Source organism: Streptomyces sp. NPDC007901 (genome assembly GCF_042959465.1).
Classification (GTDB): Bacteria; Actinomycetota; Actinomycetes; order Streptomycetales; family Streptomycetaceae; genus Streptomyces.
Map to the genome: position 1 here is coordinate 511,957 of NZ_JBIBKW010000003.1, position 11,949 is coordinate 523,905.

General features: G+C 73.4%; 12 protein-coding genes and 1 pseudogene. 3 read left to right on the forward strand and 10 right to left on the reverse strand.

Features of this window, described 5'->3' with window-relative positions; translation table 11 throughout:
- The first annotated feature begins 1 nt into the window (after position 1).
- Positions 2-1,222 carry a cytochrome P450 gene (locus tag ACFZDK_RS12630; protein WP_390971999.1) on the forward strand — a complete coding sequence of 407 codons (1,221 nt, stop codon included), beginning with the start codon at positions 2-4 and terminating at the stop codon, positions 1,220-1,222.
- 10 nt (positions 1,223-1,232) lie between these two features.
- Here the strand turns inward: ACFZDK_RS12630 and ACFZDK_RS12635 are convergent, their stop codons facing one another.
- Complete coding sequence (locus tag ACFZDK_RS12635; RefSeq protein ID WP_390972000.1) at positions 1,233-1,910, reverse strand: GAP family protein; 678 nt, start codon at positions 1,908-1,910, stop codon at positions 1,233-1,235.
- Between the two features lie 106 nt (positions 1,911-2,016).
- Between ACFZDK_RS12635 and ACFZDK_RS12640 the strand changes: the two genes are divergently transcribed.
- Positions 2,017-2,799 carry a DUF427 domain-containing protein gene (locus tag ACFZDK_RS12640; RefSeq protein WP_390972001.1) on the forward strand — a complete coding sequence of 261 codons (783 nt, stop codon included), beginning with the start codon at positions 2,017-2,019 and terminating at the stop codon, positions 2,797-2,799.
- A gap of 91 nt (positions 2,800-2,890) precedes the next feature.
- Here ACFZDK_RS12640 and ACFZDK_RS12645 read toward each other — a convergent pair.
- From ACFZDK_RS12645 to ACFZDK_RS12685, 9 genes and pseudogenes are all read right to left on the reverse strand, one after another.
- Positions 2,891-4,141 (reverse strand): annotated as a pseudogene (locus ACFZDK_RS12645) (RNA-guided endonuclease InsQ/TnpB family protein).
- A 310-nt stretch (positions 4,142-4,451) separates the two neighbouring features.
- Positions 4,452-5,468: an FUSC family protein gene (locus ACFZDK_RS12650; protein ID WP_390972002.1), complete on the reverse strand. Its 1,017-nt coding sequence runs from the start codon at positions 5,466-5,468 to the stop codon at positions 4,452-4,454.
- Between the two features lie 78 nt (positions 5,469-5,546).
- The gene (locus tag ACFZDK_RS12655) at positions 5,547-6,236 is read right to left on the reverse strand and encodes a VTT domain-containing protein (protein WP_390972003.1); all 690 of its coding nucleotides are present in this window, start codon (positions 6,234-6,236) and stop codon (positions 5,547-5,549) included.
- Positions 6,237-6,271: 35 nt separating this feature from the next.
- The gene (locus ACFZDK_RS12660) at positions 6,272-7,447 is read right to left on the reverse strand and encodes an MFS transporter (protein ID WP_390972004.1); all 1,176 of its coding nucleotides are present in this window, start codon (positions 7,445-7,447) and stop codon (positions 6,272-6,274) included.
- Between the two features lie 194 nt (positions 7,448-7,641).
- Entirely contained in the window at positions 7,642-8,265 is a 624-nt protein-coding gene (locus tag ACFZDK_RS12665) for a hypothetical protein (RefSeq protein ID WP_390972005.1), read from the reverse strand.
- Positions 8,255-8,782: a DUF6114 domain-containing protein gene (locus tag ACFZDK_RS12670; RefSeq protein ID WP_390972006.1), complete on the reverse strand. Its 528-nt coding sequence runs from the start codon at positions 8,780-8,782 to the stop codon at positions 8,255-8,257. The genes ACFZDK_RS12665 and ACFZDK_RS12670 overlap by 11 nt, the downstream gene beginning before the upstream one ends.
- 29 nt (positions 8,783-8,811) lie before the next feature.
- Positions 8,812-9,435, reverse strand: a complete 624-nt coding sequence (locus ACFZDK_RS12675) for a DUF6230 family protein (protein WP_390972007.1) — start codon at positions 9,433-9,435, stop codon at positions 8,812-8,814.
- Between the two features lie 181 nt (positions 9,436-9,616).
- Positions 9,617-10,384 (reverse strand): type I methionyl aminopeptidase, encoded by a 768-nt coding sequence (gene map / locus ACFZDK_RS12680; protein ID WP_390972008.1) that lies wholly within the window; start codon positions 10,382-10,384, stop codon positions 9,617-9,619.
- 51 nt (positions 10,385-10,435) lie between these two features.
- Positions 10,436-11,167 carry a helix-turn-helix domain-containing protein gene (locus ACFZDK_RS12685; RefSeq protein WP_390972009.1) on the reverse strand — a complete coding sequence of 244 codons (732 nt, stop codon included), beginning with the start codon at positions 11,165-11,167 and terminating at the stop codon, positions 10,436-10,438.
- A 210-nt stretch (positions 11,168-11,377) separates the two neighbouring features.
- Here ACFZDK_RS12685 and ACFZDK_RS12690 point away from each other — a divergent pair, with 210 nt between their 5' ends.
- Positions 11,378-11,929, forward strand: a complete 552-nt coding sequence (locus ACFZDK_RS12690; RefSeq protein ID WP_390972010.1) for a hypothetical protein — start codon at positions 11,378-11,380, stop codon at positions 11,927-11,929.
- The last annotated feature ends 20 nt before the right edge of the window (positions 11,930-11,949 follow it).

Sequence of the window (11,949 nt, forward strand, 5' to 3'; positions counted from 1 at the left end):
GATGACCACCACCGAGACACCCGACACGCTGCACCGGATCCTCGACTACTCCGCCCGCCCCGACCCGTACCCGCTCTACGCCGAGCTGCGCCGGACCCCGGTGGCCCGGCAGGACGACGGCAGTTACGTCATCAGCACGTACCGCGAGCTCGCCGACATCCTGCACAACCCGCACCTCAGCTCCGACGTCCGCAACCTGGCGCATCCGATGCCCGCGGCCCCGGGCGGGGCCACCCCGGCGTTCATCAACATGGACCCGCCCGAGCACGACCGGCTGCGGCGGATGACGATGCGTCACTTCGGGCCCCCGCACACCCCGGGGCTGGTGACCGGCCTGGAACCCGACCTGGCGGCCACGGTCGGCGGCCTGATCGACGACTTCGCGGGCAAGGACCGCGTCGACATCGTCGACGACCTCGCCTACCCGTTCCCCGTCACGGTGATCTGCCACCTGCTCGGCGTGCCGCGCGAGGACGAACCGCGGTTCCGTGTCTGGGTCAACGACATCATCAACTCGATCGACTACGACCCGAGGACCGACCCGAAGGAGAAACTCGAGGCCGGCGTACGGGCCCGCCAGGGCCTGCGCGAGTACCTCGGCGGGCTGGTGGAACAGCGCCACGGCCACCCGAGCGAGGACCTGCTGTCACGGCTGGCCAACGACGACGGGCCGGACGGGCGGATGACCGACGAGGAGATCATCAGCACCGCCAACCTGCTGCTGATCGCCGGCCACGAGACCACCGTCAACCTCATCACCAACGGGATGCTGACGCTGCTGCGCCACCCGGACGTGCTGCGCCGGCTGCGCGACGAACCGGACCTGGTCGTCCCGCTGGTCGAGGAACTGCTGCGCTACGAACCGCCGGTGCACATCATTCCCTGGCGGGCCGCGTACAGCGACATCACCGTCGGCGAGACCGTCATCCCCAAGGGCTCGCAGATCATGCTGATGCTGGCCTCCGGCAGCCGCGACCCGGACCGCTTCCACGATCCCGACCGCTTCGACCCCGACCGGACCGACAACCAGCACCTCGGCTTCGGCAGCGGCATCCACCTCTGCTTCGGCGGCCCGCTGGCCCGCCGGGAGGCCCAGATCGCGCTGACGGAGCTGGCCCGCCGCCTCGACCACCCCAGCCTGGTCGCCGACCCGCCACCGTACCGGCGCAGTCCCGTGCTGCGCGGGCCGATCCATCTGCAGGTCGATCAGAACGGTGGTTAGCGGGGCCTGCTCAGCCGGCGAGGATGCTGATGCCGTCGCCGAGGAGCTTGAGGCCGAGCACGAAGAACAGGACGGCCAGGACGGCGACGTTGTGCCGGGCGGCCCACTCCCGCCAGTTGGCGAGGATGCCCTGGGCGCGGTCGCCCATGACCAGGTAGACGGCGAGCGGGGCGAGCACGCCGAGGGACGCGATGACCACGAAGATCGCGAGGGTGCCGATCTGCTGCGGCACGGGGATCCCGGCGGAGCTGATCGAGGCGGCCGCGGCGATGGTCAGGGGCGCGTTCTTGAGGTTGCCCGCCGACAGCAGCAGCCCCAGCCCGAGGATCTTGGCCGGGGTGAAGTGGTCGATCGCCGCCATCCACTTCGGGAGCTGTGCCTGGGAGGGGTCCCGGGGGCGGCGCCGCCACTGGACGGCGCCGAAGAGAGCGAGGAGTGCGCCCAGGGCGAGTTTGAGGGCGCCGACCCAGGTGGCGGGGTGCTTGTGGTCCGAGGCCCCGCCCGAGCCGCCCACGGCCAGCATGATCGCGCCGAGCGCCGCGAGCCCCAGCACCCAGCCGAGGGCGAACAGCGTTCCGTTGAGGCGCCCCCGCGGGGTGGCGAGAATGAGGATGATCGCCACGATCGGCAGGGGGCTGACCGCGACACCCGCGGCCAGGCCCAGCACGTCACCGACAGCGTGTCCCACGGTGGCCTCCCGTCCTCTCCGCCATCGTGGGGGTCTCCGGGGCCACCGGCCATCGGCCGTCGCCGAACGGGTGACCGGGCCTCGGTGTCCCTGAGCAGGAGGACGTATGGCGGACGAGAGCATGCACTACCCGGGTCTCGTCGTCCCGGCCGGGCATGTCGAACCGGTGCCGCGGCGGATCCGTGCGCAGGTCGGCGGCCGGTGGGTGTTCGACACCCGGCGGGCCTGGTACGTGTGGGAGTGGCCCGGTTATCCGCAGTACGGCATTCCGCTGCGGGACCTCGCCGAGGGCGTCCTGCTGACCGACGACGGCCGCACCGGACGGCCGGCCCCCGGCCCCGCCCGGCGGCACTCGCTGCGGGTCGGCTCCGAGGTCCGTGCCGGTGCGGCCTGGGTCTGGGCCGAGGGGGCCCCGGAGCAGCTCGTCGGCACCGCCCGGTTCCGGTGGGACGCGCTCGACGCGTGGTACGAGGAGGAGGAACAGGTCTTCGTGCACCCGCGGAGCCCGTACACCCGCGTGGACGCGCTGCGCTCGTCCAGCAGCGTCCGCGTCGAGGTGGACGGCGTGGTCCTGGCGGACGCGCCGTCCTCGGTGAAGCTCTTCGAGACCGGCCTGCCCACCCGCTACTACCTGGAGCGCGCCTACGTCGACTGGACCCTGCTGCGCCCCTCGGACACCGTGACGCAGTGCCCGTACAAGGGCCGGACCAGCGGGTACTGGTCGTTCGCGCACGGGACGGCCGTCCACGACGACCTCGCCTGGGCGTACGACTTCCCGACGGCGGCGTGCGCCGCCGTCGCCGGGATGGTCGCCTTCTACAACGAGCGCGTCGACCTTTCCGTGGACGGCGTGCCGCTGCCGCGGCCCACCGCCCTGTCCAGGGAGTAGTTGTCGTAGTTAGTTGCGGACCCGGAAGCGTTGACTTGCTCCTCGGGCTGAAGCCCGAGGATTCTGGCCTTCTCGACGTGTTGCTGTGCCGCTACGCGGCGCGGGGTTCGGTCGGGAGTCCGTGGCTTCCTGTTTCTTCGCGCTGTGCCGGGATTTCTCCTGGTCTTACCGGCGCTCCGCAGGCCGATACCGCCAGTCCGGCGGCCGTCTTGACGTTGATCGCGGCGTTGTGGTCCCGGTCGTGGACGGTGCCGCAGGCGCTGCAGGTCCATTCCCTCACTTTCAGGGGTTTGGGTCCGTCCTTGGCGCCGCAGGTGGAGCAGGTCTGGGAGGTCGGCTCGAACCGGCCGATCTTGACCAGGACACGGCCGTACCGTTCCGCTTTGTATTCCAGCATGCCGATGAACGATGCCCAGCCCGCGTCGTGCACGGATTTGGCCAGCTTCGTGCGGGCCAGTCCCGCCACCGACAGGTCCTCCACGGCGATCCCTTGGTTCTAGGAGATCAGCTTCGTGGAGAGCTGGTGGTGGAACTCACGGCGCGCGTCGGCGACTTTGGCGTGGGCGCGGGCGACCTTGAGGCGGGCCTTGGCCCGGTTTTTTGATCCCTTCTGCTTGCGGGACAGCTCCTTCTGGGCCTTCTTCAGTTTCTTCTCCGCGCGCCGCAGGAAGCGCGGGGAGTCGATCTTCGTGCCGTCGGAGAGGACCGCGATGGGGGTCCCCCCGGACGGAGTCTGGGGGAGGGTGAGGCCGAGATCGATACCGACGGTCTGGTCGGTCTCGGGCATCCGGGCCGCGTCGGCGGCGGGGTCGGTGTCGATGACGAAGGAGGCGAAATACCTGCCGGCCGCGTCCTTGACGACGGTGACGGAAGTGGGGGTGGCGGGCAGCCTGCGGGACCACTTCACCCTCATTGCGCCGATCTTCGGCAGGTTCAGACGGCCGCTGTCGGTGATGCTCCAGCGGGCGTTGGCGGTGAACCGGACCGACTGCCGGGCTTCCTTGCGGGACTTGAAGCGGGGCGGACCTGTCCTGGGGCCCTTTCGGGTGCCCTTGAGGGACGCGAAGAAGTTGCGGTATGCCCTCTCGACGTCGCGCAGGGACTGCTGGAGCACCACCGCGGAGACCTCGCCCAGCCAGGACCGCTCCGGCGTCCGTTTCGCCTCCGTGATCAGACGGGTGGACAGCTGACCGGCCGTCGGTAATGGCTGCCCCGCCGTGCGGGCGTCCTCGCGGGCGCGGATTGCGTCGTTGAACACCAAGCGGGCGCACCCGAACGCCTTCGCCAACGCGGTCTGCTGGCCGGTGTCCGGGTAAAACCTGAAGGCGTACCGGAGCTGCATGACGATCACTCTAGAAAGCTCGAACACCGGCTGTCGTCGGGAACATGTGCACGAGGTGTCACCGACTCGCGCACTGCCCGGCTTCGCCGGAACAACACCACAACGCTCCGCGCCGCCACCACGAGATCCGCTTCACCCCCGGCCTGATGGCGAGAGAACTGCGAATGAATCCCGGTAGCTGGCGGGCGGGGCGGGCGAGACGGTGACGGTGCCCGAGGCGGTCGGCGCGGTGTGCGTGGCGTCACCGGCGTACCAGCGGCACGGGGGTGCCCCTGCGGCCCGCTCGGCCTCAGTTCCGCGTACCTCGGCTCTACGCACCGTCGCAGAGGTCGAGGATCCTGGTGAACGGCCTGCGGAGCATCACGGCCACCGGCGCCGTGTCGTCCTCGGCGTACCGGGCCAGCGCGGCGCGGGCGGTATCCGTGTCGGTCCGCGGATCCCGCCCCGCGAGCAGCGCCTCCAGGGCGCGCCCGGTGGCCTCGGCGACCGGGAGCAGGCAGGTCCGGGCGCGGGCGAGCGCCGGGGTGGGCCCGTGCCGCGCGGTGGCGAACTCGACCTCGGCGGCCAGGGTCAGCAGATGCGGTGCCGCCCGGACGGCGTGGTCGATCCGGTCGCCCAGTGCGGCCACCTCGGCCCGGTGGCGCCGCCGCAGCGGATTGAACCGCAGGGCCTTCTCCGCCTCCCGCGCCTCGGCCCCGTAACCCCGCAGCCGGTCCGCCTCCGCCTGCACCGACGCCCGGTTCGCGGACGCCGCGTCCGCCGACCCGATCGCCCGCGCGCTGCGCACCAGGCCGTCCGCGAGACCGACCGCGCACTCCCGCGCCAGCGCGGCCGTCTCCCGGCGGGGGTCGCGCGGCCACAGCAGCGGGGCGAGGACGGCGGTGACCGCGCCGCCCAGCGCGTTCTCCCACAACCGGGCGAAACCGTACGACTCCGGGGACGGGTTGGCGAAGACCAGCAGCGAGGTCACCGCGACCTGCACGTTCAGCGTCGTCCCGGAACTGACCACGGCCCCGCACAGCAGCGCCAGCCCCAGCACGACGGCGAGGACGACCGTGCTCGGCCGGAAGAGGCTGACCACGGTGACGCCCAGGGCCACCCCGGCCATCACCCCGAGGATCCTCAGCAGCAGCGCGGCCAGGGAGGAGGCGGAGTCGCCGCGCAGGCACAGCAGCGGAACGATGGCGGCGAACACCGGCGGCTGATCGGCACCGGCCCACAGCGCCACCTGCCAGCAGGACACCGCGACCACCAGGATCCGGGCCGCCGCCGGCCCCTGCACCCGGAGCCTGCGACGCACCTGCGGCCACGGGGAAACGCCCGTCACCCGCTCACCATAGGCACACACCGTGTCCCACCGCTCACGGAGCGGTGCGTACGGAGCGGGGTGTCAGGGGGCCGAGTGTCAGGGGGCCGGGGTGTCCTGGTCGTCCGGGGCGGGGGCGGCGGAGGACTCGGGGCTGGGGTGGGGTGCGTGGTCGGCGCGGCGGTGCAGCAGGTGGCGTACGACGACGGCGGCGAGGGCGACGGCCGCCGCGCCGAGCACGTACGACTCGTAGCGCTGGATGGCCGGATACAGCGTGCCGATGTGGCTGCCGGCGAGGGTGCCCAGGGTCACCCAGACGCCCACCCACAACACCGCTCCCAGGGCGTTGAAGGCGAGGAACCGGCGCCAGCGCATCTCGCTGAGCCCGGCGACGATGCCGTTGGCCTGGCGCAGGCCCTCGACGAAGCGGGCGACGGTGACGACCTTGCCGCCGTGACGGGTGAAGAACGCCTCGGCCCGGGCCACGCGCACCGGGGTGAGCAGCACGTAGTGGCCGTAGCGGGTCACGAGGCGGTGGCCGCCGTAGCGGCCGATGGCGTAACCGATGTTGTCGCCGCAGACGGCGGCGAGCACCGCGATCACCGCGACGGCGACGACGTTCAGCTGCCCCGCGCCCGCGTACACGGCGGCGGCGATCAGCATCGTCTCCCCGGGGAGCGGCACGCCGAAGTCCTCCAGGAAGAGCAGCCCGCCGACCGCCGCGTAGCCCCAGTGGTTCAGGAGCGGGGCCAGGTCGGCGAAGACTCCGGGCAACGGAGGCGCGGTCATCGCGGATCACCTCTGGGACCGAGGTTACCCGGCGCTCACCCGCCGGTGGCGCGGCGCCGTACGCCGGTGAGCAGCAGGCCCAGGAGCAGCAGCGTGCCGAGGGCGCCGTAGCCGTGGGTGAGGGTCGTGACGGAGGCGACGGCGGCGACCAGCAGCGGCCCGCCCGCGTCGCCGAGTTCACGGCCGAGTTCGGCGGCGCCCATGGTCTGGCCCAGGCGTTCGGCGGGGGTGTTCGCGGCGAGGGCGGCGAAGCCGAGCGGGGTGATCAGCCCCGTCCCGACGCCGATGAGGACGGCCGCGGACAGGACGCCGGCGAGGCCGGGCAGCATGGCGCAGGCCAGGCCCGCCGCGGTGAGCAGCAGGCCGGCGGTGAGGCCGGTACGGGTGGCCAGGCGTCCCTCGTCCAGGGCGCGTCCGGCCCTCGGCTGGACGACGGCGGCACAGGCGGCGAGCACCGACACGGCGGCACCCGTGGCGACCGTGCCGAGTCCCGCCACCCGGCCGGAGACGGGCAGGAAGCCGACCCCGACGGAGAGCGCGGCGGTGGCGGCGGCCAGAGCGGCCGTCGGGGTGAGGAAGGCTGGGTCGGCCAGCCGGCGGGCGAGACCGAGGACCGTCTGCCGGGCCTTGGGCAGCGGCGGTACGACGGGCACGGCGACCGCCGCCCACACCGCGACCGCGACGCCGAGCACCGCCAGCACCGTGAACAGCAGCCGCAGTCCGCCGGCCCACACCAGGACCCCGCCGAGCAGCGGGCCGAGGGTGTAGCCGACCGACTTGTAGAAGCCGTAACTGCCGAACGCGCGGCCGTGCTTGGCGGCCGGGTTGAGGCGGGCGACCAGCGCGGAGGCCGACGGCGAGAACGCGGAGGCGGCGGCGCCCTGGCCGAGGCGGGCGGCCCAGAGCCAGCCGGGGCTGTCGGCGAGCACGTACAGCCCGGACGCGGCGGCGAAGGCCACCAGCCCGCCGAGCAGGACCGGACGGGCGCCGATCCGGTCGGCGAGGGTGCCGAACACCGGCTTCAGCAGCACCTCGGCGCCGTCGTACAGGGCGAGCAGCCCGCCCAGCACCAGCAGCGAGGTGACCGCGCCCCGGGCGTGCCCGCCGAGGTTCGCGGCGATGCCGTGCGCGCCGAAGGCGGTGGTGAACCCCGCCGCGTACAGGGGCCACATCTGCCGGGCCTGCGCCGGCCGGTTCGGGGCCGCGGTCATGGGGCTTCCCGGCCGCCGCGCCGACCGTACGCCGGCAAGCCGTCCGCCTGCCCGGGGGCGGTCCGGTCGCGTCGGGAACGGAGGGAGGCGCTGACTGGGTCCGGGGCGTCCATGGGGACAGGGTAGGCAGCCGCGGTGAGGGGGCAGGCGCCCTGCCGGTACCCCGCACGACGCCGACTCCCTCGCCGGGGCGGTCACCCGGTCGCGGCCCGCAGCCGTGAGCCTCTGACGGAGAGGCGGGCGCCGAACTGGGCGACCTGGGTGGCGGTCGCCGTGGTGAGCGTGATCGTGCGGACGGCGGCGGCCGGCCGCGAGAGCCAGTCGGGTACCGCGTCGGGGGTGACGGTGACGGTACGGTCCGCCGGGAGCGCGCGGCCGCCGAGGCCCGTGACCGTGCCGGACAGCCTGCGCACGTAGAGGGTCACCACGCCCTTGGTGCCCGCGCCCTTGAAGGTGGACGTCGTCGACCCGGTCCGCAGGCGGATCGCCGCCCGGCCCCGGCCCGCGGTCAGATCCAGGTCGACGGCCTCCAGCGACCGCACGGTGAGCTTCATCGCCCGGACCTTTCCGCCCGCGGTCCGCACGGTGACCACCCCGCGGAACCGCGCGCCGCGCAGCCGGAGCCGGTCGGCGCGCAGCACCCAGGAGCCCTTCGCCGCGCGGGCCGGGAGCGGGTCGAGCCGTGCGGCGGCGCCGGGCGCCGCCGCACCGGCCCCCCACGATGGCACGGGGTGCAGGGCTGCCCAGGGGCCGCAGGCCACGGCCAGCGCGCAGACGACAGGACGGGGGACACGCCCGGCACGGCGGTCAGACGCCACTGGGCCTCTCTCCTTGGGGAGTTGCCGAGGCCGCCGGAGCCGTTGTGGCCGTCGGAGCCGTCGGAGCTTCCGTGGCCGTCGGAGCTTCCGTGGCCGCCGGCGGTTCGGGAGCCGTCGGCGGCATCCAGGCCAAGGCCAGGGAGCCGCCGACCAGGCCGCAGAACGCGCCGAGGAAGAGACCGCCGAAGTTCGCGACGGGCAGGGAGATCAGAGTGAGGAGGAGGGCGGCGATCCCGGCGAACACCCGGAGGTGGGGGCGGTGGCAGAGTGTGACGCCCAGGGTCAGGAGCAGGGTTCCGATCAGCAGGGACCCCGCCCCGGAGGTGGTCGACAGGGCGAGCGGAACCCCGCCCAGGTCCAGGTTCGCGTAGGGCCAGTAGAGGATGGGCAGACCGGCCGCGAAGGTGAACAGCCCGGCCCAGAAGGGGCGTTCACCGCGCCAGGACCGGAACCCGCGCCGGAACTCCGCTGCCGTGGCGATCGGCCGACGTCGTCTGCCGAAGGGGTTGGTGATCACGCGTCCTGTCCTGATCCTCGGTGCCCGGGTCAGGGGCATGCCTGGTCGCCGCGCACGAGCCGCAGGGCCAGGCCCGGAATGTTGAACGTGCCGGCGGACACCGCGACCGCGTTCACCCGTACGTCGGTCAGCGTGGCGGACGTGGCCTGCTGTGCGACGGCGTCGGGATCGAAGAACCGCGAGTTCCGGTCCGTGGACCTGACCGGGCCCTTGGTGAGGGCGCCCTGGGCGACACCGATGTCCAGGTTGCCGAAGGTCGCGTCGGCGACCGTCTCGGTCGTCGCGTCGATGAACAGGTTCGACGCCTCGGCCGGCCGGCCGTCACCGCCGGTGAGCCGCAGGGTCCGGGTGCCCACCACCGGGATGTCGACGACCACGGACTGGCAGAGCCCGCGGACCGTCGCATGCCGGAAGCCGCTGACCACGACGGGGACGAGCTCGTGCTTCCTGGTCACGTCGATGGTGCCGTACAGGCTGAACCCGCGGGCGGTCAACGAGTCGGCGGTGACCTGGAACTTCTGGCCGGAGATGAAGAAGGACGCGGCGAGCGCGCCCTGCGCCATGGCGATGCCGACGCTCGCGCAAGCCGCGACGCCGGGCACCAGGACCACCGCGAAACGCCTCCAGCGCGTTCTCCCGGCGCGGTGCGACATCCCGTCTCCTTCGGTGGCGAGGTGAACCCGCCCGTGCCAGACAGAGTGAAATATGCCCCATTTGTTCGGTGATGGATCCTAGGCTTCCGCCCCCACCCACCGGCTGCACCCCAGGCCCACCGTTCGGGTGACACGCACTCCACTGGCCCCTTCGGGTGACCCGGCCGCGCCCGAAGGGGCGTCAGGGCAGGGTCAGGATGCGGGGGCCCTGGTCGGTGATGGCGACGGTGTGTTCGATGTGGGCGGCGCGGCTGCCGTCGGTGGTGCGGAGGGTCCAGCCGTCCAGGTCGGTGCGGTAGGTGTTGTGGCCGCCGGCCATGAACATGGGCTCGATGGCGAGGACCAGGCCGTGGCGGAGCGGGAAGCCGCGGCCGGGGCGGCCCCGGTTGGGGACGTGGGGGTCCTCGTGCATACGGCGGCCGATGCCGTGGCCGCCGAAGTCGGCGGGCATGCCGCAGCGCGCCGCGCGGGCGACGGTGTCGACGGCGTGGGCGATGTCGCCGACGCGGCTGCCCACCCGGGCGGCGGCGATGCCGGCGTCGAGGGCCCGACGGGTGGCGTCGATCAGGTCGAGGTCGCCGGGGCGCGGCGTCCCGACGGGGAAGGTGACGGCCGCGTCGCCGGTCCAGCCGTCGAGTTCGGCGCCGCAGTCGATGCTCACCAGGTCGCCGTCGCGCAGCCGGTAGCCGGTGGGGATGCCGTGCGACACGGCGTCGTTGACGGACGTGCAGATCACGGCCGGGAACGGGACCGGGGCGAAGGACGGCCGGTACCCGAGGAACGGGGAGCCGGCACCGGCCTCGGCCAGCACCGCCCGGGCCGCCTCGTCCAGCTCCCGCAGGGACACCCCCACCCCGGCCGCCGCCCGGACCGCGGCCAGGGCGCGGGCCACCACGCGCCCGGCCTCCCGCATCGCGTCCAATGCGGCATCGGTCTTGATCTCCACCATGCGTGTGACTCCCCGCGGCACATCGACCCAATTCTTATACCGGTATTAGTATCACGGTTCGTTCGAGGGTGTTCCGGGTGCGGTGCGCAGGACCTCGCGAGCCTGCTCGGCGGCGCGGACGATGCTTTCGCTGATGAAGTCGAGGAAGCGGGCGACGTTTTCCAGGCGGGCGGCGGCGGGGGTGTGGGCGCCGAGGGCGGCGACGCCCTGGCGTGCGGTCTCGACGAGCCGGTCGTTGGCCCGGGCGCTGGCGATCGTCGCCTGGTAGAAGAGGTCGTCGTCGACGATGTAGCGGTCCCGGCGGCGCTCGTCGCGTTCCCGGCGGACCAGGCTCTGGCTCTCCAGGAACGCGATCGCCTTGGAGACCGACGCCGGGCTGACCTGGAGGCGCTGGGCGAGCTGAGACGCGGTGAGGCTGCCCGCGTCGGTGGTGAACAGGCAGGTCAGCACCCGGGCCCCCATCCTGGGGAGGCCGGAGGCCATGAGGACCGTGGTGAGCGACTCCTCGTACTCGGCCAGGGCCTCGGCGTCCCGCCCGTGCGGCTGAGGGGCCGACCGCGTTCCCCTGGGGGCGGCGGGTCTGCGCCGGTGGGCGCGGCGTTCGGTGGCGCGGTGGGCCAGGTCGGCGCGGTAGGCGGTGGGGCCGCCGTTGCGCATCACCTCGCGTGTGACCGTCGAGGTCGGCCGGTCCAGGCGGCGGGCGATCTCGGCGTACGGGAGGCTGTCGGCCAGCCCCAGTGCGATCTGCTGGCGCTCCTGCTGGGTGAGCCTGCCTCCCGGCATCGCGATCTCCTCGGGGTTCCTTCGTGGCCGGCCGTCCCGGCCAGTTGTTTCGGAATATGGAAAGCAACGTAGCGTTTCCTCCCCGCCCCGATCTCCGCCGTCCCGGACATCCCCGCCGGCCGCCTCACCGCGGTCGACGGCGATGGGTACTGGCGGCCGCGGCGGGGGCGGTGGAGCATGCGGGCAGGAAACGACGCGGGAGGTGCCGGTATGCGGTGGGCGGCCGGAGGATGGATCGTCGCGGGCGTGTTCGTGCTGGCGGCGTGCGGTGGTTCGGCGGGCGCACCGGCCGCCGGCCGGTCGGCGACGCCGTCGGGCGGTACGGCACCCCGAACCGCCGGTACCCCTTCGCGAACCAGCGGTACGTCCCCGCAGCCGTCGGCGGCTCCCTCCTCGGCCGGGCCCGGGCCGTCCGCCTCCGGCGGCTGTCTCGCCGGGCGGGTGGAGGTCGTGGTGCGGCCCGGGGACGGGGCCGGGCGGCGGTTGTGTGTGCGGCCCGGGGCCGTGGTGTCGCTGGTCCTCGCGGCCCGGAGTGACGACAGGCGGTGGACGGCGGTACGGAGTTCAGCCCCGGTTTTTGTCGTGGTGTCCGGGTGGAGGGTGGGCGGGGACGGCACCGGGCACGCCACGCTGCGGTGCGCGGGGGCCCGGGGCGGTGCCGCTCGGGTCACCGTGTCGGCGAAGGCGCCGGACGTGGCGGGTGCGGCGGGTGTGGCCTTCACGCTGGACGTGAGTGTGGTGCCGTACGGACGGGAGGGGTGACCCCGGGGGGTCACCCCTCG

What these genes read in the sequence shown, in the direction of transcription:
- ACFZDK_RS12630 (WP_390971999.1), top strand. Translation starts at nt 2, where the DNA reads ATGACCACCACCGAGACACCCGACACGCTGCACCGGATCCTCGACTAC.
- ACFZDK_RS12640 (WP_390972001.1), top strand. Translation starts at nt 2,017, where the DNA reads ATGGCGGACGAGAGCATGCACTACCCGGGTCTCGTCGTCCCGGCCGGG.
- ACFZDK_RS12655 (WP_390972003.1), bottom strand. Translation starts at nt 6,236, where the DNA reads ATGACCGCGCCTCCGTTGCCCGGAGTCTTCGCCGACCTGGCCCCGCTC.
- ACFZDK_RS12660 (WP_390972004.1), bottom strand. Translation starts at nt 7,447, where the DNA reads ATGACCGCGGCCCCGAACCGGCCGGCGCAGGCCCGGCAGATGTGGCCC.
- ACFZDK_RS12675 (WP_390972007.1), bottom strand. Translation starts at nt 9,435, where the DNA reads ATGTCGCACCGCGCCGGGAGAACGCGCTGGAGGCGTTTCGCGGTGGTC.
- map (WP_390972008.1), bottom strand. Translation starts at nt 10,384, where the DNA reads ATGGTGGAGATCAAGACCGATGCCGCATTGGACGCGATGCGGGAGGCC.
- ACFZDK_RS12685 (WP_390972009.1), bottom strand. Translation starts at nt 11,167, where the DNA reads ATGCCGGGAGGCAGGCTCACCCAGCAGGAGCGCCAGCAGATCGCACTG.
- ACFZDK_RS12690 (WP_390972010.1), top strand. Translation starts at nt 11,378, where the DNA reads ATGCGGTGGGCGGCCGGAGGATGGATCGTCGCGGGCGTGTTCGTGCTG.